The organism is Streptomyces sp. NPDC055632, assembly GCF_053618675.1.
Genome location: NZ_JBSHHY010000003.1, coordinates 230003 through 252620 on the forward strand (window position 1 = coordinate 230003; position 22618 = coordinate 252620).

Annotated in this window: 24 protein-coding genes; 12 read left to right on the plus strand and 12 right to left on the minus strand. The window is 72.6% G+C overall.

Annotated features, from left to right (window positions below):
* Window positions 1-59: 59 nt before the first annotated feature.
* The 6 genes from ACWGSR_RS06290 (at window position 60) to ACWGSR_RS06315 (ending at window position 7077) form a co-directional block, all read left to right on the plus strand.
* Window positions 60-1118: a BMP family lipoprotein gene (locus ACWGSR_RS06290; protein ID WP_453563919.1), complete on the plus strand. Its 1059-nt coding sequence runs from the start codon at window positions 60-62 to the stop codon at window positions 1116-1118.
* Window positions 1119-1225: 107 nt separating this feature from the next.
* Window positions 1226-2941 carry an ABC transporter ATP-binding protein gene (locus tag ACWGSR_RS06295; RefSeq protein ID WP_376237759.1) on the plus strand — a complete coding sequence of 572 codons (1716 nt, stop codon included), beginning with the start codon at window positions 1226-1228 and terminating at the stop codon, window positions 2939-2941.
* On the plus strand, window positions 2938-4056 hold the full coding sequence (locus ACWGSR_RS06300; RefSeq protein ID WP_366371263.1) for an ABC transporter permease: 1119 nt from the start codon (window positions 2938-2940) through the stop codon (window positions 4054-4056). The genes ACWGSR_RS06295 and ACWGSR_RS06300 overlap by 4 nt, the downstream gene beginning before the upstream one ends.
* Entirely contained in the window at window positions 4053-5315 is a 1263-nt protein-coding gene (locus tag ACWGSR_RS06305; RefSeq protein WP_376237762.1) for an ABC transporter permease, read from the plus strand. The genes ACWGSR_RS06300 and ACWGSR_RS06305 overlap by 4 nt, the downstream gene beginning before the upstream one ends.
* Complete coding sequence (locus ACWGSR_RS06310; RefSeq protein ID WP_376237765.1) at window positions 5312-5716, plus strand: cytidine deaminase; 405 nt, start codon at window positions 5312-5314, stop codon at window positions 5714-5716. Before ACWGSR_RS06305 ends, ACWGSR_RS06310 begins: the two co-directional genes overlap by 4 nt.
* A gap of 83 nt (window positions 5717-5799) precedes the next feature.
* Window positions 5800-7077, plus strand: coding sequence for a thymidine phosphorylase (locus ACWGSR_RS06315; RefSeq protein WP_376237768.1), 1278 nt, complete (start codon window positions 5800-5802; stop codon window positions 7075-7077).
* A 78-nt stretch (window positions 7078-7155) separates the two neighbouring features.
* Here the strand turns inward: ACWGSR_RS06315 and ACWGSR_RS06320 are convergent, their stop codons facing one another.
* A complete protein-coding gene (locus ACWGSR_RS06320) occupies window positions 7156-7815 on the minus strand; it encodes an HAD family hydrolase (protein WP_453563924.1) in 660 nt (219 codons plus the stop codon).
* Window positions 7816-7878: 63 nt separating this feature from the next.
* On the opposite strand from ACWGSR_RS06320, the gene ACWGSR_RS06325 reads away from it, so the two are divergent.
* Window positions 7879-8169: an STAS domain-containing protein gene (locus tag ACWGSR_RS06325; RefSeq protein ID WP_376237774.1), complete on the plus strand. Its 291-nt coding sequence runs from the start codon at window positions 7879-7881 to the stop codon at window positions 8167-8169.
* Here ACWGSR_RS06325 and ACWGSR_RS06330 read toward each other — a convergent pair.
* The 3 genes from ACWGSR_RS06330 to ACWGSR_RS06340 all read right to left on the minus strand — a co-directional run bounded on the left by ACWGSR_RS06330 (window position 8158) and on the right by ACWGSR_RS06340 (window position 11277).
* Window positions 8158-9129 (minus strand): sigma-70 family RNA polymerase sigma factor, encoded by a 972-nt coding sequence (locus ACWGSR_RS06330; protein WP_376237777.1) that lies wholly within the window; start codon window positions 9127-9129, stop codon window positions 8158-8160. The genes ACWGSR_RS06325 and ACWGSR_RS06330 overlap by 12 nt on opposite strands.
* Window positions 9130-9211: 82 nt before the next feature.
* A complete protein-coding gene (locus ACWGSR_RS06335) occupies window positions 9212-9859 on the minus strand; it encodes a L,D-transpeptidase family protein (protein ID WP_376237875.1) in 648 nt (215 codons plus the stop codon).
* 158 nt (window positions 9860-10017) lie between these two features.
* On the minus strand, window positions 10018-11277 hold the full coding sequence (locus ACWGSR_RS06340) for an MFS transporter (RefSeq protein ID WP_453563928.1): 1260 nt from the start codon (window positions 11275-11277) through the stop codon (window positions 10018-10020).
* A gap of 62 nt (window positions 11278-11339) precedes the next feature.
* Between ACWGSR_RS06340 and ACWGSR_RS06345 the strand changes: the two genes are divergently transcribed.
* The gene (locus tag ACWGSR_RS06345; protein ID WP_453563930.1) at window positions 11340-12311 is read left to right on the plus strand and encodes a LysR family transcriptional regulator; all 972 of its coding nucleotides are present in this window, start codon (window positions 11340-11342) and stop codon (window positions 12309-12311) included.
* Window positions 12312-12360: 49 nt separating this feature from the next.
* Here ACWGSR_RS06345 and ACWGSR_RS06350 read toward each other — a convergent pair whose 3' ends face one another.
* Window positions 12361-13134 carry an alpha/beta hydrolase gene (locus ACWGSR_RS06350; protein WP_376237786.1) on the minus strand — a complete coding sequence of 258 codons (774 nt, stop codon included), beginning with the start codon at window positions 13132-13134 and terminating at the stop codon, window positions 12361-12363.
* Window positions 13135-13320: 186 nt separating this feature from the next.
* On the opposite strand from ACWGSR_RS06350, the gene ACWGSR_RS06355 reads away from it, so the two are divergent.
* Together ACWGSR_RS06355 and ACWGSR_RS06360 are read left to right on the plus strand one after the other, a co-directional pair.
* Entirely contained in the window at window positions 13321-14475 is a 1155-nt protein-coding gene (locus ACWGSR_RS06355) for an adenosine deaminase (RefSeq protein WP_453563933.1), read from the plus strand.
* Window positions 14476-14654: 179 nt separating this feature from the next.
* Window positions 14655-15032, plus strand: a complete 378-nt coding sequence (locus ACWGSR_RS06360) for a hypothetical protein (protein WP_376237791.1) — start codon at window positions 14655-14657, stop codon at window positions 15030-15032.
* Window positions 15033-15161: 129 nt separating this feature from the next.
* On the opposite strand, the gene ACWGSR_RS06365 is transcribed toward ACWGSR_RS06360, so the two are convergent.
* The 5 genes from ACWGSR_RS06365 to afsQ1 form a co-directional block, all read right to left on the minus strand.
* On the minus strand, window positions 15162-15365 hold the full coding sequence (locus ACWGSR_RS06365) for a PspC domain-containing protein (RefSeq protein WP_376237793.1): 204 nt from the start codon (window positions 15363-15365) through the stop codon (window positions 15162-15164).
* A gap of 90 nt (window positions 15366-15455) precedes the next feature.
* A complete protein-coding gene (locus ACWGSR_RS06370; RefSeq protein ID WP_366371284.1) occupies window positions 15456-16037 on the minus strand; it encodes a VanZ family protein in 582 nt (193 codons plus the stop codon).
* Window positions 16038-16086: 49 nt separating this feature from the next.
* Window positions 16087-16746: a hypothetical protein gene (locus tag ACWGSR_RS06375; RefSeq protein WP_376237796.1), complete on the minus strand. Its 660-nt coding sequence runs from the start codon at window positions 16744-16746 to the stop codon at window positions 16087-16089.
* Window positions 16743-18272: an ATP-binding protein gene (locus ACWGSR_RS06380; RefSeq protein WP_376237798.1), complete on the minus strand. Its 1530-nt coding sequence runs from the start codon at window positions 18270-18272 to the stop codon at window positions 16743-16745. Before ACWGSR_RS06380 ends, ACWGSR_RS06375 begins: the two co-directional genes overlap by 4 nt.
* Window positions 18269-18946, minus strand: coding sequence for a two-component system response regulator AfsQ1 (gene afsQ1 / locus ACWGSR_RS06385; protein ID WP_017239746.1), 678 nt, complete (start codon window positions 18944-18946; stop codon window positions 18269-18271). Before afsQ1 ends, ACWGSR_RS06380 begins: the two co-directional genes overlap by 4 nt.
* Window positions 18947-19126: 180 nt before the next feature.
* On the opposite strand from afsQ1, the gene ACWGSR_RS06390 reads away from it, so the two are divergent.
* Window positions 19127-19852, plus strand: a complete 726-nt coding sequence (locus ACWGSR_RS06390; protein ID WP_376237801.1) for a SigE family RNA polymerase sigma factor — start codon at window positions 19127-19129, stop codon at window positions 19850-19852.
* A 185-nt stretch (window positions 19853-20037) separates the two neighbouring features.
* Here the strand turns inward: ACWGSR_RS06390 and ACWGSR_RS06395 are convergent, their stop codons facing one another.
* On the minus strand, window positions 20038-20670 hold the full coding sequence (locus ACWGSR_RS06395) for a uridine kinase family protein (protein ID WP_453563937.1): 633 nt from the start codon (window positions 20668-20670) through the stop codon (window positions 20038-20040).
* 117 nt (window positions 20671-20787) lie between these two features.
* Between ACWGSR_RS06395 and ACWGSR_RS06400 the strand changes: the two genes are divergently transcribed.
* On the plus strand, window positions 20788-21186 hold the full coding sequence (locus ACWGSR_RS06400; RefSeq protein WP_376237806.1) for a hypothetical protein: 399 nt from the start codon (window positions 20788-20790) through the stop codon (window positions 21184-21186).
* 24 nt (window positions 21187-21210) lie between these two features.
* Here the strand turns inward: ACWGSR_RS06400 and ACWGSR_RS06405 are convergent, their stop codons facing one another.
* Entirely contained in the window at window positions 21211-22518 is a 1308-nt protein-coding gene (locus ACWGSR_RS06405; RefSeq protein ID WP_453563940.1) for a TerD family protein, read from the minus strand.
* Window positions 22519-22618 lie beyond the last annotated feature (100 nt).

Genomic DNA, 22618 nt, shown 5'->3' on the forward strand with positions numbered 1-22618 from the left:
TCGCCGCGAAACCAGCGCCGGAAGAGGCGCTTTCGGTCAGTCTTGAAGGGACCCTCCTCTTGCGCCGGATCACCAGGATCACGACCGTGGGCATCGCCTCCGCGGCGCTCGCCCTCTCCGCCACCGCGTGTGGCAAGTCCTCGACGGACACCGGTTCCAGCACCGCGTCGGACTCGAAGAACATCACGGCCGCCATCGCGTACGACATCGGCGGCCGCGGCGACCAGTCCTTCAACGACGCGGCCTACGCCGGTCTGAAGAAGGCCGAGGACGAGCTCGGCGTCAAGGGCACCGAGGCCGAGCCCTCGGAGGGTGAGGGCGACGCCGACAAGGTGCAGCGCCTCACCGCCCTCGCCCGCGCCGGCAACAACCCGGTCATCGGCGTCGGCTTCGCCTACGCCCCGGCGATCGCCAAGGTCGCCAAGGCCTACCCGAAGACCACCTTCGGCCTCATCGACGACACCTCGGTGACCGCCCCGAACATCGCCAACCTCGTCTTCAACGAGGAGCAGGGCTCCTACCTGGCCGGCGTCGCCGCCGCCAAGACGTCGAAGACCGGCACGGTCGGCTTCATCGGCGGCGTCGAGGTCCCGCTGATCAAGAAGTTCCAGGCGGGCTTCGAGCAGGGCGTCAAGGACACCAACCCCAAGGCGAAGGTGCTCGTCCAGTACCTGACCCAGCCGCCGAACTTCGACGGCTTCTCCAAGCCCGACCTCGGCAAGGCCGCCGCGCAGGGCCAGCTCGACAAGGGCGCCGACGTGATCTACGCCGCCGCCGGTCTGGCCGGCTCGGGCTCGATCGAGGCCGCCGCCGCCGCGGACAAGTGGGCCATCGGCGTCGACTCCGACCAGTACAACCAGGCGGGTCTGGCCTCCTACAAGGAGCACATCCTGACCTCGGTCACCAAGGACGTCTCGGACTCCGTCTTCAACCTGATCAAGTCGGTCAAGGACGGCAAGCCGCAGAGCGGCGAGATCCGCTACGGCCTGGCCCAGGACGGCGTCGGCCTGTCCGAGTCCAACCCGGAGTACAAGAAGATGACCGACGTCATCGCCGCCGTGAACGAGGCGAAGAAGAACATCGTCGACGGCAAGATCACGGTCAAGACCGCTCCGTAAGGAACCGCAGGTCAACGACCACAGGGCCCGGCGACGGTGGGACCCCCACCGGAGCCGGGCCCCGTTCCCGTACGGATTTTCATTTTTCGGCAGTGCTACGCGTGTAGATGTCTCCCTGGCACGATAGCTTCGCCCCGCCCTGCCCTCCCGCTCCCACTCCTTCCGGCCAAGGAGAGTGCGTCATCAACGCGTCCAGCCCCCCTGCCGTAGAACTGCACGGCATCACCAAGCGATTCCCCGGCGTCGTCGCCAACAAGGACATCGCCATCACGGTCCGCAAGGGCACCGTGCACGCCCTCATCGGCGAGAACGGCGCCGGCAAGTCGACCCTCATGAAGATCCTCTACGGCATGCAGAAGCCGGACGAGGGCACCATCGCCGTCGACGGCGAGCAGGTCACCTTCTCCAGCCCCGGTGACGCCATCGCGCGCGGCATCGGCATGGTGCACCAGCACTTCATGCTCGCCGACAACCTCACCGTCCTGGAGAACGTCGTCCTCGGCGGCGAGAAGCTCCACGGCATCGGCGCCAAGGCCCGGAAGAAGATCCAGGAGATCTCCGACCAGTACGGCCTCGGGGTCCGCCCGGACGCCCTCGTCGAGGACCTCGGCGTCGCCGACCGGCAGCGCGTGGAGATCCTCAAGGTCCTCTACCGCGGCGCCCGGATCCTCATCCTCGACGAGCCGACCGCCGTCCTCGTCCCGCAGGAGGTCGACGCGCTCTTCGACAACCTGCGCGAGCTCAAGTCCGAGGGCCTGACCGTCATCTTCATCTCGCACAAGCTGGGCGAGGTCCTGAAGGTCGCCGACGACATCACCGTCATCCGCCGGGGCACCACGGTCGGCACCGCCGACCCGAAGACCGCCACCACCAAGCAGCTCGCCGAGCTGATGGTCGGCAGCGAGCTGCCCTCCCCGGAGACCCGCGAGTCGACCGTCACCGACGTGCCGATGCTCCAGGTCCGCAACCTGATCCTGTCCGAGGCCGGCGCCGTCGCCGCCGCCCCGCTGACCAGCGCGGCCCCGCCGGACCCGGCCAGGGCCACCACGGTCCTGGAGGAGAGCGCCGAGGGCCGCAGGCTCCTCGACGACGTCTCCCTCACGATCCACAAAGGCGAGATCCTGGGCATCGCCGGCGTCGAGGGCAACGGCCAGACCGAGCTCATCGAGGCCCTCATGGGCATGGCTACCCCGGACTCCGGCGTGATCACCCTCGACGGGCAGGACATCTCCAAGGTCTCCGTGCGCAAGCGCCGCGAGGGCGGCATCGGCTACATCCCCGAGGACCGGCACCGCCACGGCCTGCTCCTGGAGGCCCCCCTCTGGGAGAACCGCATCCTCGGCCACGTCACCGAGGCCCCCAACTCCAAGCGCGGCATCCTCGACCCGAAGGCCGCCCGCCAGGACACCGAGCGGATCGTCCGCGAGTACGACGTGCGCACCCCCGGCATCGACGTCACCGCGGCCTCCCTCTCCGGCGGCAACCAGCAGAAGCTGATCGTCGGCCGCGAGATGAGCCACGCCCCCAAGTTCCTGATCGCCGCCCACCCCACCCGCGGCGTGGACGTCGGCGCGCAGGCGCAGATCTGGGACGCGATCCGGGACGCCCGCCGCGAGGGCCTGGCGGTGCTGCTGATCTCCGCCGACCTCGACGAGCTGATCGGCCTCTCCGACACCCTCCGGGTCATGTACCGCGGCAAGCTGGTCGCCGACGCCGACCCCGCCACCATCACGCCCGAGGAGCTGGGCTCCGCCATGACCGGCGCGGCCTCCGGCCACCTCGAAGGCACCGAAGAGCAGTCCGAAGACGGTGACGCCCGATGATGAAATTCGACAAGGACCGGCTGATCCTGGGCGCGGCGGGACCGGTGCTCGCGCTGGTCTCCTCTTTCGTGCTCACCGTGCTGGTGCTGCTCGCGACCGGACTCGACCCGATCGAGCCGATCCGGATCATGATCGAGAACGCCGGGTACTCCGACATCCAGGTCCTGATCGTCAACCAGACCGGGATCTACTACCTCGCGGCCCTCGCCGTGGCGGTCGGCTTCCGGATGAACCTCTTCAACATCGGCGTCGACGGCCAGTACCGGCTCGCCGCGATGGTCTCCGCCCTCGTGGGCGCCTCCGTCGAGCTGCCGGGCCCGCTGCACATCCTGCTCATCGTGCTCGTCGCCATGCTGACCGGCGCCTTCTGGTCCGGCATCGCCGGCATCCTCAAGACGACCCGCGGAGTCTCCGAGGTCGTCTCGACGATCATGCTCAACGCCATCGCGACCTCCCTGGTGGCCTGGCTGATCCTGCCGAAGAACTTCGGCGTCCAGCCCGCCGGCTCCAACAACCTCACCACCGGTGAGATCGCCGAGTCCGGCTGGTTCCCCGGCATCGACCTGGGCCAGGGCGTCGGCGTCGTCTACGGCTTCACCTTCGTCGCCCTCGCCCTCGGCGTCGTCTACTGGTTCGTCCTCAACCGCACCCGGTTCGGCTTCGACCTGCGCGCCACCGGCGCCAGCGAGTCCGCCGCCCAGGCCAGCGGCGTCGACGCCAAGAAGATGATCCTCACCTCGATGCTGCTCTCGGGCGCGCTCGCCGGCCTCTCCGGCATGCCGACGCTGCTCGGCGAGTCCCACACGTACAGCCTCGACTTCCCGGTCGGCGTCGGCTTCACCGCCATCACCATCGCGCTGCTCGGCCGCAACCACCCGGTCGGCATCCTCTTCGCCGCCCTCCTCTTCGCCTTCCTCGACAAGGCGTCCTCGTCGCTCGACACCTTCGGTTACCCGAAGGAGATCACCAAGATCATGCAGGGCATCATCGTGATCGCCGTGGTCGTGTCCTACGAGCTCGTCCGCCGTTACGGCCTCCGCCGCCAGCAGCAGAAGGTCGGCGAGGAACTCGCCGCCGGCGGCGCCCTCAAGACCGACAAGGAGGTCTCGGCATGAGCACCGCCGCTGCCACCAAGCCGAGCGCCGCGCCCAAGGGCGGCGGACGCCGCAAGCTCACCCTGCCGTGGATCATGCTGATCGTCGCGGCCGGCCTCGTGCTCTTCTCCCTGGTCCGGGTCGTCTCCGGGGCCAACGACCTCACCTCCGTGGGGCAGGTCTCCGGCGCGCTCCAGCTCGCCGTCCCGATCGGCCTCGCCGGTCTCGGCGGTCTGTGGGCCGAGCGCGCGGGCGTCGTCAACATCGGTCTCGAGGGCATGATGGTCCTCGGCACCTGGTTCGGCGCCTGGGCCGGCTACCAGTGGGGTCCCTGGACCGGCGTCCTGTTCGGCCTCATCGGCGGCGCGATCGGCGGTCTGCTCCACGCCGTCATCACCGTCACGTTCAACGTGAACCACATCGTCTCCGGTGTGGCGATCAACATCCTCGCGGTCGGCTTCACCCAGTACCTGTCGAACTTCACGTTCGCCGAGGCCCCGGGCGGCTCCTCCAAGCAGTCCCCCCGCATCGAGGCGATCACCAAGATCACGATTCCAGGGCTCTCCGACTGGTTGCAGGACCTCCAGGCCAAGCACTGGTTCCTGGTCTCCGACCTCGCCGGCATCCTCGGCGGCCTGGTCACCAACCTGTCGCTGCTCACCGTCGTCGCGATCCTGCTGATCCCGGCCACCTGGTGGATCCTGTGGCGCACGGCCTTCGGCCTGCGGCTGCGCTCCTGCGGCGAGAACCCGGTCGCCGCCGAGTCCCTGGGCGTCAACGTCTACAAGTACAAGTACATCGCCGTCACCGTCTCCGGCGCCCTCGCCGGCCTCGGCGGCGCCTTCCTCGCGATCGTCGCCACCGGCATCTACCAGGAGGGCCAGACCGGCGGCCGCGGCTACATCGGTCTCGCCGCGATGATCTTCGGCAACTGGATGCCCGGCGGCATGGCGCTCGGCGCCGGCCTCTTCGGCTTCACCGACAGCCTCAAGCTGCGCGGCGGCGCCGAGAACGTCCACGCGCTGCTGCTCCTGGTCGCGCTGCTCCTGGTGATCGCCGCCCTCTGGCAGCTCTACAAGAAGAAGTACGTCGTCGCGGTGGTCTCCGCCGTCTTCGCCGCCGGGTTCTTCCTCTGGTACGCGCTGACCGACGAGGTCCCGAGCCAGTTCGTCGACGCCGCTCCGTACGTCACCACCCTGCTCGTGCTCGCCCTGTCGGCACAGCGCCTGAGGATGCCGAAGGCGGACGGGTTGCCCTACCGGAAGGGCCAGGGCAAGTGACCGCGAAGCTCTCCGAGTCCGACTGGGAGGCCCTGCGGGTCGCGGCCCGCGAGGCGATGTCCCGCGCGTACGCCCCGTACTCGGGCTTCCCGGTCGGCGCGGCGGCCCTCGTGGACGACGGGCGGACGGTCTCCGGCTGCAACGTGGAGAACGCCTCCTACGGCCTCGCCCTGTGCGCCGAGTGCGGGCTCGTCTCGCAGCTCCAGGCGACCGGCGGCGGCCGGCTGACCCACTTCGTCTGCGTGGACGGCCGGGGCGAGCCCCTGGTCCCCTGCGGACGCTGCCGGCAGCTCCTGTTCGAGTTCGGGGGCCCCGACCTCGTCCTGGAGACCCCGGCCGGGCTCCTGCCCCTGGCCGAGATGCTCCCGCAGGCCTTCGGCCCGGACCACCTGTCGCAGTAGCACTTCGGAGCGGCCCTTCCGGCACGATGGGAAGGGCCGCTCCTCCTTTCCCCCTCTATGCGCGTAGAAAGAGGCATCACCACATGGACGTCATCTCCGTCATCCGCACCAAGCGGGACAAGGGCGAGCTGAGCCCCGAGCAGATCGACTGGGTCATCGACGCGTACACCCGCGGCGCGGTCGCCGACGAGCAGATGTCCGCCCTGGCCATGGCGATCCTGCTCAACGGCATGAACCGCGACGAGATCGCCCGCTGGACCGCGGCCATGATCGCCTCCGGCGAGCGCATGGACTTCTCCTCGCTCTCCCGTCCCACCGCCGACAAGCACTCCACCGGCGGCGTCGGCGACAAGATCACCCTCCCGCTCGCCCCGCTCGTCGCCGCCTGCGGCGCGGCCGTGCCGCAGCTCTCCGGCCGCGGCCTCGGCCACACCGGCGGCACCCTCGACAAGCTGGAGTCCATCCCGGGCTGGCGCGCGCTGCTCTCCAACGAGGAGATGCTGCACGTCCTCGACACCACCGGCGCGGTCATCTGCGCGGCGGGCGACGGCCTGGCCCCGGCGGACAAGAAGCTGTACGCGCTCCGCGACGTGACGGGCACGGTCGAGGCGATCCCCCTGATCGCCTCGTCCATCATGTCCAAGAAGATCGCCGAGGGCACGGGCTCGCTCGTCCTGGACGTCAAGGTCGGCACCGGCGCCTTCATGAAGAACATCGAGGACGCCCGCGAGCTGGCCTCCACGATGGTCCAGCTCGGCACGGACAGCGGCGTGAAGACGGTCGCGCTCCTCACCGACATGTCGACCCCGCTCGGCCTGACCGCGGGCAACGCCCTGGAGGTCCGCGAGTCCGTCGAGGTCCTCGCGGGCGGCGGCCCGGCGGACGTCGTCGAGCTGACGATCGCGCTCGCCCGGGAGATGCTCGACGCGGCCGGCATCAAGGACGCCGACCCGGCGAAGGCCCTCGCCGACGGCTCTGCGATGGACGTCTGGCGCCGGATGATCGCGGCCCAGGGCGGCGACCCGGACGCGACCCTCCCGGTCGCCCGCGAGCAGCACGTCGTGACGGCCCCGTCCTCCGGCGTCCTGACCCGCCTCGACGCCTACGACATCGGCATCGCCGCCTGGCGCCTGGGCGCGGGCCGCGCCCGCAAGGAGGACCCGGTGCAGGCGGGCGCGGGCGTCGAGCTCCACGCCAAGCCCGGCGACACGGTCACGGCGGGCCAGCCCCTCCTGACCCTCCACACGGACACCCCGGAGAAGTTCGACTACGCCCTGGGCTCCCTGGAGAACGCCTGGGACATCGCCCCGGCGGGCACGTCCTTCACGGCCTCCCCGATCGTCCTGGACCGCATCGCCTGACGCTTGGGCATATGTGCCTGACACGTTCAGGCGAACGGGACCGGTGGCCCCCACCGGTCCCGTTCGGCGCAACGGGGGCTAGAGCCCCGTCCCCGACAGCAGCCCCGGCAGCGTCCGCATGTCCTCGAAGACCACCGTCCCCGGGCCCGTCAGGCGGTCCGCCCGGGTCAGGCCGCCGCAGTAGCCGAAGGCGCGCATGCCGGCGGCGCGGGCCGCCTCGACGCCGTACGGGCTGTCCTCCACGACGGCGCAGCGCCCGGGCGGGACGCCCATCACGGCGGCGGCGTGCAGGAAGAGGTCCGGGGCGGGCTTGCCCCGGGCGACGTCGCGGGCACTGAAGATCCGGTCCTCGAAGCGCTCCAGGAGCCCGGTGCGGCCGAGGTTCCGCCGGATCGTGGGGTGGCTGCCGTTGGAGGCCAGGCAGTACGGGACGGACAGCTCGTCCAGCGCGTCGGTGACGCCCTCGACGGCGGTCAGCTCGGCGTCGAGCGCGTCCTCGTACCGCTGCCGGAAGGGCTCGTGCCAGCCGGGCTCCAGGGGGCGGCCGATGCGCTCCTCCAGGATCGCCGTCAGCACCTCGTGGGAGGAGCCCACGAACCGCTCGACGATCTCCGCCTCGGTGAACTCCGCCCCGAGCCCGGCGAACACCTCCCGGTCCACCCGGCAGTAGATCCGCTCGCTGTCCACCAGCACGCCGTCACAGTCGAAGATCACCAGTTCGACGGGTTCGAGAGTCATGATCGAGAGCCTAGTCAGCGGGCCCTCCGATGAGTTCCCGCCCCCGCTCCGGTCTCACCGGACGTGGACACCAGCCAGCCGGGCACCAGCCGGCCCCTCGTCGTGACCCTGAGCGCCCGGCCCGGGCGGGAGGAGGTCGACCGGCTCTGCGCGGAGCTCGCCGCCGCCCCGCCCGCCGAGGTCGTCTGCGAGGCCGGCGCGCTCGTGCCCGCCGGGCTCGCCGCCGTCGACGCCCTCGCCCGGCTGAGGCTCGCGGCGGCCCGGCACGGCCACCGCCTCCGGCTCCACGGAGCGGGCCCCGACCTGCGGGCCCTGCTCCGGCTGACGGGACTCGACGGAACGCTAGGCCTCTAGCCTCGCCGGCAGGTCGAAGAGCGGGAACCAGCGCTCGGTGTCCAGGAAGAAGTCCATCCCCGCCACCCTGCCCTCCCGCAGCTCCAGGACGATCAGCGCCCACGGGCCGAAACCGCCCGCCGGGTCCGGGTGGTACTGCGCGAACGCCGGGGAGCCGTTCGCCACGGTCGGCACCAGCTTCGAGCCCGCGCAGACCTCGCCGACGCCCAGCATCCAGCCCACGATGTCCTCGTGCCCCCGGAGCCACAGGTCGTACGGCGGCATGGACATCGTCGCGTCCTCGTGGAGGAGCGCGGTCAGCGCCTTCATGTCGTAGCCCTCGAAGGCCGCCACGTACCGCTCCAGGAGCGCCTTCTGCTCCTCGTCCAGCGGGTCCGCCGGGTCGGAGGCGGCCGGGGCCTGCTCGGCCAGGGTCGCGCGGGCCCGCTGGAGCGCGCTGTTCACCGAGGCCACGGAGGTGTCGAGGAGCTCGGCGACCTCGCTCGCCCGCCACGCGAGCACCTCGCGCAGGATGAGGACCGCCCGCTGCTTGGGCGGCAGGTGCTGGAGCGCGGCCACGAACGCGAGCCGCACGGTCTCCCGGGAGACGGCCGCCTCCGCCGGGTCCGCCACCGAGGGCAGCACCCGCCCGTCCGGCACCGGCTCCAGCCAGGTGATCTCGGGCTGCTTCACGAGCTGCGCCCGCTCCACCGGCGTCGGGGAGGTCAGGTCCATGGGCCGCGCCCGGCGGTTCCCCGCGTTCAGCGCGTCCAGGCAGACGTTGGTCGCGATCCGGTACAGCCAGGACCGCAGCGAGGAGCGGCCCTCGAAGGAGTCGAGCGCCTTCCAGGCCCGCACCATCGTGTCCTGCACCGCGTCCTCCGCCTCGAAGGAGGAACCGAGCATCCGGTAGCAGTAACCGGTCAGCTCACGGCGGTACTTGTCGAGTTCCTCGGTCGTCGCGACCACGGTGTCGCTCATCGGTCCACACCCCGCTCACCCTCACCGGCACCCGTCCGGTGCCGATGAGAGCGAAGCTACCGCAGCGCACTGACAGCCGGGGTCAGGTTCCCGGCTTGCGCCCGTAGACGTGGACGTCGTCGCCGTTCCGCAGCAGGTTCCAGTACGCCTTCGCGTCGGCCGGCGTCATGTTCACGCAGCCGCCCGAGCCCGGCGGGTTCCACATCGACTTGGTGGTCGAGTGGAAGGCCTGGCCGCCGTCGAAGAACTGCGAGTACGGCATGGCGACGTTGTAGAGCGTCGACCAGTGGTTGATGCTCCGCCAGTAGATCTTCTTCGGGCCGGTGCGGGTCTCCGTCCCGTCCTTGCCCGTGCGGACCGGCACCGGGCCGTACTTCAGGGTGGCGCCGTCCTGGATCCAGCTCAGCTGCCGCGTCAGGTCCACGCAGGCGATCCGGCCCTTGTTGGTCGGACACGCGCGGTCCTTGTTCGGGTTCTTCCCGGCCGCCTTCTGCTGGAGCATCGTGTTCATGGTGCGCCAGGTGATCTCTCCGGCGTACCCGGCGGTCGGCGTGATCCCGTGCTTCTTCTGGAAGGCCTGGATGGCCGTACAGTCGGCGGCCGACTGGCGCCCGTCGACCGGCCGTCCCAGGAACTTCTCCACCTGCTTCTGGTACGGGCCGGTCGTCACGTTGCAGGACGCGGCCTCCGCCGTGCCCGTGCCCAGCGCGATCGTCAGCGGCACCACCATCGCCGTCAGACCGGCCGTGACGGCCGCTCTCCGTCCCGTCCTGCGTATGACTTCCCTCATGTCCTCTGCACCCCCTGGAGTCCTGTTCCCGAAGACGTACGGGGGAGTCTGGCGGTTGCGGGCCGTTCCGGGAAGTGCGCGGCCGGGAGGACGGGCCGTCAGGCGGTCGCCGGACGGAGCCGCCGCGCCTCCACGCGCGCGCTGTGCGTGCCGTACAGGGTGATCGAGACGACGCCGAGGACCGCGACCAGGCCGATCAGGACCGTGCCCGCCCAGCCGCCCGCGTGGAAGGCGACCGCGCCGAGCGTGCCGCCCGCGCTGGAGCCCAGGTAGTACGCCGACTGGTACAGCGCCGAGGCCTGCGCCCGGCCCGTCCTCGCCGTGCGGCTCACCGAGGAGGACGCGACCGCGTGGCCCGCGAAGAAGCCGGCCGTGATCAGGACGAGGCCCGCCAGGACGGCGGGGAGCGCGTCGGAGAGCGAGAGCAGCAGGCCCGCGGCCGTGGTGGAGACCGCCAGGTAGAGCGCCCCGCGCCGGCCGAGCCGTCCGACCAGCTTCCCGGCGGCGGCCGAGGAGACCGTGCCGACCAGGTACACCAGGAAGATCGAGCCGATCACGCCCTGCGGCAGCGAGAACGGGGCCTCCACCAGGCGGTAGCCGATCACGGTGTACACCGCGCCGAAGACCGTCATGAACAGGGCGCCGATCGCGTAGAGCCGCATCAGCAGGGGGTCGGAGAGGTGCGTGCGGACGGTGCGCGCCAACGCCTTCGGGTGGAGCGTGCCCGGGGTGAAGTGCCGGGCCTTCGGCAGCAGCGCCCGGAAGGCGAGCGCGCACGCCAGGGAGAGCAGGCCCACGGCGGCCAGGCCGGCGCGCCAGCCCCACAGCTGGGCGACCCAGCCGGACACGATCCGGCCGCTCATCCCGCCGATGGAGTTGCCCGCCACGAAGAGGCCGATCGCGCCGATCAGCGCCTTGGGCCGCACCTCCTCGGCCAGGTACGCCATCGCGGAGGCCGGGAGCCCGGCGAGCGCCGCGCCCTGGAGCGCGCGCAGCACGACCAGGGACTCCAGGTTCGGGGCGAGCGGCACCAGGAGCGCCAGGGCGACCGCGACCGAGAGGGAGACGGTCATCAGCGTGCGCCGACCGAAGCGCTCCGAGAGGGCGCTGAGCGGCAGGACGCACAGGGCCAGGGCGCCGGTCGCGGCGGAGACCGTCCACGAGGCGGCGGAGGCGGTGGCGCCGAAGTCGGCGGAGATCGCCGGGAGGAGGGCCTGCGTGGAGTAGAGGAGGGTGAAGGCGGCGAGCCCGGCGGCGAAGAGCGCGAGGCTCATGCGGCGGTAGCCGGGGGCACCGGGGGCGAGACGGGTGTCGGCGGACGCGAGGGTGGCGGCCGCCTTGGTACTGGCGGAAGGCATGCCACGAACGTAGGACGGCGGCTTTCATGCGTCCAATGCACGGAACTGCTGTAATCGTTCCCATGGCGCATGAGTACAGGTCACAGCCCCGGCTGTCACCGAACAGTAACGAAGAAGACATGGGACCGCTGCTCGCGCCCCGGCTCGCGTACTTCGCGGCCGTCGCCCGGCACGAGCACGTGACCCGGGCCGCGGCCGAGATGGGCGTCCCGCAGTCCACGCTCTCCCGGGCGATGGTCCGGCTCGAACAGGACCTCGGCGTCGCCCTCTTCGCCCGCCGGGGCCGCACGGTCTCCCTCACCCCGGCCGGCCGCCGCTTCCTCACCGCCGCCGAGCGGGCCCTCGCCGAGGTGGAGCGGGCCGCCGACACCGTACGCGCCGACGCCGACCCGGCCGCCGGACGGGTCGCCTTCGGGTTCCTGCACACCATGGGCTCCGAGACCGTCCCCGGGCTCATCCGCGCCTTCCGGGTCGACCACCCCCGGGTCCGCTTCACCCTGGTCCAGAACTACGGCGAGGCGATGATCGAGCGGCTGCGGGCCGGCGACCTCGACCTCTGCCTGACCTCGCCGGTGCCGGACGCGCCCGACCTGGTGGCCCGGCGCCTCGACGAGCAGCGGCTGCGGCTCGTCGTCCCGGACGACCACCGGCTCGCGGGCCGCAAGCGGGTGCGCCTCGCGGAGGCCGCCGACGAGACCTTCGTGACCCTGGAGCCGGGGTACGGGCTGCGCCGGATCACCGACGACCTGTGCGCGGAGGCCGGGTTCAAGCCCCGGGTGGCCTTCGAGGGCGAGGAGGCCGAGACCCTGCGCGGCCTGGTCGCCGCCGGCCTCGGCGTCGCCCTGCTGCCCCCGCCGGCCGTCCCCCGGCCCGGCGTCGTCGAACTGACCGTCACCGCCCCGCGCGCGGTCCGCGAGATCGGGGTCGCCTGGCTCGACGGCCACCCGGACACGGCCCCGGTGGCCGCCTTCAAGAAGTTCCTCCTGAGCCGGCGCGGCCACCTCCTCCCGAAGGAGCCGCCACCTCCGGAGTGAGCCCCGCACCGCACGGACCCGCCCCCGGAGCGGGCCCCGTGTCCAGGGCTCACCGCCGCCGCGCGCCCCCGAACCCCACCGCCAGCGGCATCCGCAGGCCGAGCGGCGGGGGCGCGGCGAAGGCGTCGGTCAGCGGGCGGGCGACCGGCCGGGAGAAGAGGGCGCCGAGGACGAAGTCGGCGGCCAGCGCCCGGACCTCGTCCGCGTACTGGCGCAGCCCGTGCCCGTCCGAGTGCACCTCGAAGCGGCAGGTCTCCCGGTTCGCCTTCTTCGCCCGCTCGGCGAAGCGGAACGACAGCTCCGGGTCCGTACGGGCGTCGTTCGTGCCGTGCACGAGCAGCACCCGGCGCCCCACGAGCTGCCGCACCGGCTCCGGCTCGGCCGCCACGTCGTCCTCCGGCAGCCAGGGGGCGAGCGCCAGGACCGCGCCGACCGCGTCCTCCCCGGCCGCCCGCAGCGCGGCCCGCCCGCCGAGCCCGTGCCCGGCCAGGCAGACCGGGACGTCGCCGTAGCGCCGCACCGCCTCCGCGACCGCCCAGGAGGCGTCCGCCGCGAGGTCCGCGTCCGCGCCGTTCCAGCCGCGCGCCCGGTAGCGCACCACGTGCGCGACGAGCCCCTCGGCCCGGCCCGCCCGCACCAGGGCGCGCCCGAGCGGGACCATCGCCGCGTGGGCCCGCGCGGAGGCCCGCCGCCTCGACGACGGCTCGCCGTCCGGGAGCAGCAGCACCACGCCGCCCACCGCCGACGTGCCGGAACCTGCGACGGACCGTCCGAGCCGGGGTCTCCGTGCGTCGGGCGGCCCCACGAGTGCGAAGTGCGCCATGGCAGAACAGTCTCAGAATCGGAGGTGTACGCCAGCCGTACGCGCGGTCACCGTTGCGTATCGCCGCGCCCGTCTCGAACGGACGTGCCCGGCAATCCCGTTCGAGCCCGGGGGCGCCGCCGCGGGCGCACGGGAAGTCGAGCGCCACGGGGGGCGCTCTACGCGCGTAGGGGCTAGAGTGCGGCAATGACGAGCCAGACCCACAGCATCCCCACCGCGGACCAGATCCGCCGCGCCCCGAAGGTGCTGCTCCACGACCACCTCGACGGCGGGCTGCGCCCCGGCACGATCATCGAACTCGCCCGCGAGCAGGGCTACGAGAACCTCCCCGAGACCGAACCCGACAAGCTCGGCATCTGGTTCCGGGAGGCCGCCGACTCCGGGTCCCTGGAGCGGTACCTGGAGACCTTCGCGCACACCTGCGCCGTCATGCAGACCCGGGAGACCCTCTTCCGCGTCGCCGCCGAGTGCGCCGTCGACCTCGCCGAGGACGGCGTCGTGTACGCGGAGGTCCGCTACGCCCCCGAACAGCACCTGGAGGGCGGCCTCACCCTCGAAGAGGTCGTCGAGGCCGTCAACGCGGGCTTCCGCGAGGGCGAGCGACGGGCCAGGGCGAACGGCCACCGCATCCGGGTCGGCGCCCTGCTCACCGCCATGCGGCACGCCGCCCGCTCCCTGGAGATCGCCGAACTCGCCAACTCCTACCGCGACTCCGGCGTCGTCGGCTTCGACATCGCGGGCGCCGAGGCCGGCTACCCGCCCACCCGCCACCTCGACGCCTTCGAGTACCTCAAGCGGGAGAACAACCACTTCACGATCCACGCCGGCGAGGCCTTCGGGCTGCCCTCCATCTGGCAGGCGCTCCAGTGGTGCGGCGCCGACCGCCTCGGCCACGGCGTCCGGATCATCGACGACATCGAGGTCGCGGACGACGGCTCGGTGAAGCTGGGGCGGCTCGCCGCCTACGTCCGCGACAAGCGGATCCCCCTGGAGATGTGCCCCTCCTCCAACCTCCAGACCGGCGCCGCCGCCTCGATCGGCGAGCACCCCATCGGGCTGCTGCGCACCCTGCACTTCCGCGCCACGGTCAACACCGACAACCGCCTCATGAGCGGCACGAGCATGAGCCGGGAATTCGAGCTACTGACCGAGGCATTCGATTACACGCTCGACGACATGCAGTGGTTCACGGTCAATGCGATGAAATCAGCGTTCATTCCTTTCGATGAACGGCTGGCCATGATCAACGAGGTCATCAAGCCCGGATACGCCGAGCTCCGGTCCGAATGGCTGTTCCAGCAGACCGCCGCGACCAGCGGATCTTCCGGTACGGAGGGCTGAGCGGAACCCTCGCGGAGGGACGGAGGCGGCCGGGGAGGCGCGACACCCGGCCGCTTTCCGGTGTTTGCGGCGGGGTCCACCGCTGGTTAGGTTGCGGAGCCGCTCTGCATTCCCCGTTCCCCGGATTTCCCCGTACGGCTTTCCCGAAGCCCCCGGATTCCCCCAAGGAAGATTCCCAGATGAAGCAGTCCGCCAAGAAGCTCGGTGTCGTCGCCCTCGGTGCCGCTTTCGCCGCTGCCGCCGCCGGCACGGCCTCCGCCGCCCCGGTCGCGCCCGCCGCCCCCGACGCGCTCGGCCTGGTGACCCAGACCGTGCCGCTGGGCGACGGCCTCACCGAGCTCCCCGACGGTGCCGCCGAGTCCCTCGGCGCCGGGCAGGGCGCCCTCGGCCAGGGCCTGGACCAGGTCACCCGGACCCTCCCGGCCGCCGCCGGCCAGGCCACCCAGAACCTCCCGCTCGCCTCCGCCACCGGCGCCCTCGGTGCCGCCCCGCTCGGCGGCCTCCTCGGCGGCCTGCCGCTGAACGGCCTCCCCCTGAACGGCCTGCCGCTCGGCTGACCCGGCCCGCGAGGCCCCGTACGCACACGCCGTACGACCCCGTACGCACACGCCGTACGCACGCACGCCGGAGGGGCGCGCACCCGGGAAGGTTCCGGGCGCGCGCCCCTCCGGCGCGTGTCGGCGGCCCTACCAGGCCGCGCTCGCCGTCTTGCGCTCCGACGGCAGCAGCAGCCACAGCGCCAGGTAGAGCAGGAACTGCGGGCCCGGCAGCAGGCAGGACACCAGGAAGATCAGACGCATCGTCGTCGCGGAGGTGCCGAAGCGCCGGGCGAGCGCCGCGCACACACCGCCGATCACGCGTCCGTCACGGGGGCGGATGAGTGCGGCCATGGTGGGCTCCTTCGGGGTCGGTCCGGGAGCCGCTCCTTCGGGCTCCCGATGACTCCATACTGCCGTCGTGAAGGGGGACGAAACGTCGGTCTACCGGGCGATCGGGACCCTGGAAATCGTCGGGGTCGCACCCTGAGAACCCTCGTTCCGCAGCAGGGCGGAACCCCGGCCGCGCCCCGTCCCTCCGGAGGACCCCGGCCGGCCCGCCCCCGACCTGCGGCGCAGCCAGGTCCGCCCGGCCGGCACGAGGAGGAGGTGCGCGAGGACCACGCCCGCCGTGTTCAGGAGGACCGAGTCCACGTCCACGACCTGCCCCGGCACCGCGGTCTGCAGCAGCTCCACCGCGAGCGACACCAGGGCCCCGGCGGCCGCCGTCCGGACCAGGGAGGCCCAGCCGGGGACGTCGAGCCGCCCGTCGGCCATCGGGAGCAGCACCCCGAGCGGGGCGAGCAGCAGCAGGCCCTCGCCGATCAGCCGGGCCGCCTCGGCGGAGCCCAGCGCGAGATCGGCCCGGAGGCCGTCCAGGGGGATCGTGTTCGGCGCGGTCACCCAGGCCACGTCCCGTGGGCGCAGGCTGACCCAGGCGACGAGCAGCAGATGCGCGAGGAGGAGGACGAACCCCGTCGCGCGGACGACCACGGCGGCACTGCCGCCCGAACCTTGACGCTGCACGCCCCCCAAGACGTGCCCGGGAGCGGAATCGGTTCCGCCGCGGGGCGACTCAGCCGGTCGGGGCCGCGGGGGGCGACCCCGGGACCGGCCCCGAGGGCGAGGCCGTCGCGGTCGCCGGCGGGGCCGTCGGCGGGGCGGACTCCGGGCGCTCGCGCAGCTCCGCCGTGCAGCGGTAGCGCTTCGGCGCGTACGGACCCGGGCCGCCGAGCAGGACCGTGCGGTCGCCCGCGCCCGCCGAGCTCTCCCCGAAGGAGCAGACGAGCTGCGACAGCGCGACCGGCGCCAGGTCCTCCGGCTGCCGGCTCAGCCGCAGCGTGCCCACCGGGTCGCCCCGGTGCCCGCCGCCCACCGTCAGCGGACCGCGCACCGCGGTCGTGAACCCGGCCCGCCGCTCGTCCTCCGACGGCGCGGCGAGGAGCTGCGCGAGCAGCAGCCGGGCCGTCCGCACCGGATCGGCGTCCGCCCTCCCCTCCGGCAGCGGCGACCGGCGGTCCACCGACTCCAGCTGCGAGCCGCAGACCAGGAACACCCGGACCGGCACGCCCGGGACCGAGGTCCCCGAGGCGCCCTCCTCGGCCGTCCTGCACGGCACCCGGGACGGGGCCGCGCCCGCGTCCACCGGGACCGACGTCGTCCTGATCCCGCATCCGGCGACCAGGGCGGCGAGCGCGAGCGCGCCGGCCGCGCGCCCGAGGGTACGGTGCCTCACGCTTCCTCCACCTCGCCCCGACCGCTGCGGGTCCTCACCTCGCTCGTGATCCCGGAGGCGTCCAGGGGCAGCCGCAGCACGAACACCGCGCCGTCGACCTCCCCGTCCTCGCCCACCGAGTTCGAGGCCGTGATCGAACCGCCGTGGATCAGTGCGTTCTCCATGGCGATCGACAGGCCGAGACCGCTGCCCTCGGACCGGGGCCGGGACGCGCTGGCCTTGTAGAAGCGGTCGAAGACGTGCGGCAGCACCTCCTCGGGGATGCCGGGGCCGTGGTCGCGGACCGCGATGACCAGCTCCCCGTCCTCCGTGCGCACCGACACCCGCACCGGCGAACCGCCGTGCTTGAGCGCGTTCCCGATCAGGTTCGCCAGGATCACGTCGAGCCGGCGCGGATCGAGCGGCACCACGATCCCGCGCTCGGCGTCCAGGTCCACCGCGTCCAGCCACGCGCGCGCGTCCACGCACGCGGTGATCTGGTCGGCGATGTCCACGTCGTCGAGGACGAGCCGCGCGGTGCCCGCGTCGAAGCGGGTCACCTCCATCAGGTTCTCCACCAGGTCGTTGAGGCGCCGGGTCTCGCTCACCACGAGCGCCACCGCGGGCGCGATCATCGGGTCCAGGGAGTCCTGCTCGTCCTCCAGGACCTCCGTGACGGCCGTCAGGGCGGTCAGCGGGGTCCGCAGCTCGTGCGACATGTCGGCCACGAAGCGGCGGCTGGACTCCTCCCGCGCACTCATGTCCGCGACCTTCTTCTGCAACGACTCGGCCGCGCCGTTGAAGGTCCGCGAGAGGTCGGCCAGTTCGTCCGCGCCGGTCACCCGCAGCCGGGTGTCCAGCTTGCCCTCGCCGAGCTGCCGGGCCGCCTCCCCGAGCCGGTGCACCGGACGCAGCACGGTCGTCGCCGCGACCTGCGCGAGCAGCACCGAACCGGCCACCGCGAGCGCGGTGGCGATCCCGAGCGACCAGGCCAGCGAGTTCAGGTCGGCCTTCTCCGCCGCCAGCGACTTGAACATGTAGCCGGCGGGCCCGCCGCCGTCGATCCGCACCCCGCCGACCAGGTACGGCGTCCCGTTCCGCTCCGTGCGCTGCCAGAAGAGGTGGTACGGGTACGGGTTGGCGTCCGTCACCGGCCGCCGGGTGTCCACGGCGTCCCGCAGCGGACGCGGCACGTCGGCCAGGGTGAAGTCGTCCGGGTCCGAGGCGCCCACGATCGGCTTGCCCTCGTCCCGCTCGCCGAGCAGCAGCACCTGGTAGCCGGCGCTGCCGCTCGCCATCTGCTCGGCGGTCCGCCGCAGGTCCTCCTGGCCGGGCCGCAGCGGCAGCGTCGCCACCCGGTTCTGCATCTCCTGCCGGAAGTCGTTGAGCGCCCCGTCCTGGGTGCGGGTGAGCACCGCCTCGCGGTTGAGCCAGTACGCGATGCCGGAGGCGGCGACGGCCGCGGTGAGCGCGACCAGGGCGAAGACGACGACGAGCCGCAGGCGCAGGCTGGAGAGGCGCAGCCGCGCGAGGATCCCTCGGCTCACGCAGGGACGTCCAGCCGGTAGCCGACGCCGCGCACGGTGCGGATCAGGGTCGGCGAGGACGGCACGTCCTCCACCTTGGCGCGCAGCCGCTGCACACAGGCGTCGACGAGCCGCGAGTCGCCCAGGTAGTCGTGCTCCCACACGAGCCGCAGCAACTGCTGCCGGGACAGCGCCTGTCCGGGCCGCCGGCTCAGCTCCAGGAGCAGCCGCAGCTCGGTCGGGGTGAGCTGGAGGTCCTCGCCGTTCTTGGTGACCGTCATCGCCGACCGGTCGATGACCAGCGAGCCGTACGTCGCCGAGTCCGTCGACTCCCGCTCCCCGCGCCGCAGTACGGCCCGGATGCGGGCGTCCAGGACCCGCCCCTGCACGGGCTTGACGACGTAGTCGTCCGCCCCGGACTCCAGGCCCACGACCACGTCGATGTCGTCGCTGCGCGCGGTCAGCAGGATGATCGGCAGCTGATCGGTCCGGCGGATCCGCCGGCAGACCTCGAAGCCGTCGATGCCGGGCAGCATGACGTCGAGCACGACCAGATCCGGCCGCTGCTCGCGCAGCAGCTGGAGACCGTCCTCGCCCGTGGCGGCGGTGGCCACCCGGTGGCCCTGCCGGGACAGGGACAGTTCGAGGGCCGTGCGGATGGCGTCGTCGTCCTCGATCAGCAACAGAAAAGGCACGGCAGCATTCTGTCTCATTCGACCGTCCGAGTTCGACCGTCAAGGGGATGCCCGTCGCCACGCTTCCGCGACGACCCCTGTGACACGCCTGTGACAGTCGGCGGACAACGCCATGAAGTCCCCCGGGCAAGCTTCTTGGCACACGGACCGAAACACACTCCAGCCGACGGGGGGCGCGAGATGAACGCACTGCACAGCACCAGCTCAAGCGCAGTTGTCACGCGTCTCCACGACGTCGTGCGGAGCACGGAGAAGTCCGGCGCCCATACGAACGGACGGGGGTGCGTTCGAGGCGTCGGACGTCAGCGCAAGGCGCCGTACATGGTGGCCGTCGCTGACGGGGGAGCGGTGTACGGGGAGGCCACGGGGGAACGCCCCGGCTGTTCGGAGGCCGAGTTCACGGCCTACGTCCAGGAGCGTCGGGCCTCCCTGTACGCCACCGCCTACCACCTCACCGGTGACCGTTTCGAGGCCGAGGACCTGCTCCAGAGCGCGCTGTTCTCCACGTACCGCGCCTGGGACCGGATCAGCGACAAGGCCGCGGTCGGCGGGTACCTCCGCCGGACCATGACCAATCTGCACATCAGCGCCTGGCGCCGCCGCAAGCTCAACGAGTACCCCACCGAGGAGCTGCCGGAGACGGTCGGCGAGACGGACGCGATGCGGGGCACGGAGCTGCGCGCGGTCCTGTGGCAGGCGCTGGCCCGGCTGCCCGAGCTCCAGCGCACGATGCTGGTGCTCCGGTACTACGAGGGCCGGACCGATCCGGAGATCGCGGAGATCCTGGACATCAGTGTCGGCACGGTGAAGTCGAGCATCTGGCGCTCGCTGCGGCGACTGCGCGAGGACGAGGTGCTGAGCTTCGGCCGTGACGAGGAGGAGTCCTTCGGCGAGCTGGTGGCCTGAAGGCTGGGGGAAAACGGGGGAAGCGGGGGAAAAGAGGGGGGAACGACCCACGGGGCCCACGGGGGAGACGGGGCTCGCGGGGAAGCACGGGGGAACCGTGCGGGGGTACGGGGGAAAAGGAAGAAGCGGATCGTACGGGCCCGGGGGTCTCGTACGGTCCGCTTCTTGCGTGTCGGGGGAAGCCCCTACGGGCGGGTGGCCGGGGTGCGGTGACGGCCCGCCGCCGCGGCGGCCAGCCGGCCCAGGGCCTCCGGCTTGGCACAGGGGTGGGCGCCCAGCTCCGCCTGGCGGGCCACGATCGCGCGCTCGGCCCGCATCAGGCGCCAGCCCCGGCGCAGCAGGAACGGCACCGACTTGCGGCCCTCCCTGAGGTCCCGGGCCAGACGGCGGCGGAACGTCGTCGAGGGACGGCCGCGCAGGCAGATCGCGTCGGCCAGGACGCCGAGGTCGCGGCAGCGGGCCACGATCTCGGCCGCGAAGATCCCCTCCGCCACGAACAGCGGGGTCCGCCCGATGTCCAGCGCCTCCCGGCCCGTCCGGGAGCTGGTGGCGAGGTCGTACACGGGGACGTCGGTCCGCCCCGTGCGGCACAGCTCGACGACGGCGGAGACGGCGGCGTCCGCGTCCCAGGACTGCGGCGAGTCCCAGTCGATGTCCGGACTGCCGTCGACGAGCGGGAGCGACGGGTCGTCGTGCTCCTTGTAGAAGTCGTCGAGGCGCAGGACCGGGAGGCCGGTGACGGCGGCGAGGGACGACTTGCCGGAGCCGGAGGGGCCCGTCAGCAGGACGACCCGGGTCGGGATCGGTTGGGAACTCACGGAACACCAGTGTGAGGCATTCCCCCGTGCAGGGGACCCTCAGGGAGGGCGTTGGTATCGGGCGTCACACCTCCACTACTGTCGGTGTCCGCCCGAACACCCCCTGGAAGGAACGCCATGGCGCGTCACGCAGCCCCCAGCACCTCCCGTCGCAGCGCCCTGCTCAAGGCCGGACTCACCGTCACGGCGGCGGGCGCCGCGCTGGTCGGCGCGGGGGCCGGGGCCCAGGCCGCCGCCCCGCTGCCGCTGCCGGTCGGCTCCCTGACGCAGACGGACGCCGCGGCGGCCGGCGCGGGCGCGCTCGGCGGGGTCGGCCACGCCCTGGGCCCGCTGACCCGGCTCCAGCTCGACCCGCTGGCCAACACCGGCGTCGACCCCCTCGACAACGGACTCGGCACCCAGGTCGCCGACTTCAAGCCGGTCGGCACGAACCTGGTCACCGACCACCTCACGAAGGGCGGGGCCGTGGCGGACCTGCCGGTGGTCGGACCGCTGTCGCAGGGGCTGCTCCCGTAGCTCCGGCCGGAGGGGGCCGGAGGCTCAGCGCCTTCCCCGCCGCAGCCAGCCCTGAGCCCCGCGGGGCTCAGGCAGCTTCACCGGGCCGTCGTCGTCCGTCCACCCGCTGTGCTGCTGCAACCGCTTCAGACGCGCGCGCCACGGGCCGTCGGCCAACTGCAGCTGGACGAGGAGCGGACCCTCGGGCAGGGGCACGGTCTCCCGGTGTCTGCCGATCTCGTTGACGAGGGGGCCATCCGGCTCCGGCAGGGTGGCGGGGTCGTCGTGCTCCGTCAGGTCGATGACGTAGACGATGAAGTTCTCCTTGCCGCGGTAGTGGAAGGCGATGTCGGCCACCCCTCCGGTGTGCAGCAGGACGTCCGGGCCCCGGCCCTCCAGGGCGTCCTCCGTGAGGTGCCGGGCCGCCGCCAGCGGCAGGATCCGCATCCGCCAGGGCCGGTCCGCCTGCAGCTTCAGCCGCAGCCGCCCGTTCCCGGGGACCGTGGTGAGCACGCGGCCCTGGAAGTCGTCCTCTCCGCTGTTGACGAGGTAGTCGCCCTCCTTGTTGCGGTGGTCGAGGGGCCACAGGCCGGTGTATCCGTCCCTTTCGACGGCGAGTTCGACCAGGACCGGGCCCGGCGGGAGGTCCTCGACGGTGATGACCTGGTTGTGCCGGCCGCTGAGCGTGTGCGGCTCGAAGACGGTCCCGAACGTCCGGTCCGGCGGACGCAGCTCCGGCACGGACGGCGGCACCGCCACCGCCGGCGCCGGTGCGGGCGGCGGCGCGAAGTCCGGGGCAGCGGCTGCGGGCGGCGTCACGACGGCGGGCGGGGCCGTGACCGGGGTGGCGGGCGGGGGCTCCTCCGCCACGTCCACGCCGTGGTCCGCGGCCAGGCCTTCGAGGCCGTCCAGGTAACCCTGGCCCACCGCGCGGAACTTCCAGCCCCCCGACCGCCGGTACAGCTCCGCGAGGACCATCGCCGTCTCGCCGCCCGCGTCGGTCACGTCGTACCGCACGACCGCCGTGCCGTCCGGCGCGAACACCTCCACGGACAGCCCGTCCACGTCCCGCAGCGCGCCGATCTCCGTCGACGTGACGACGAGGACGCGGGAGATCCCCTCCTCGATCGCGGTGAGGCCGGCCTCCAGCCACACCGTGCCGTCCTCGCCGACGGCGAGCCGCACGGCGCCCGACGGATGGGCGGGGGCGCCGTGGAACACGATGTCCCCGTCCCCCCGGACCCTGCCCCGCTCCGTCAGCAGCAGCGCGGCGACGTCGACACCGTTCCGTACGGCGACGCGCAGCGGCACCGTCGGGACGAAGGTGTTGTCCCCCTTGACCAGCCCTCTCATGACGTACCGACCCGCCCCTTCATGTCCCCTCCGCGATCGATCACCTCTGGATCTTGCGGCGGATCGGCCCGGGGTGCAAGGGCCGGCCCGAGGGACCCGG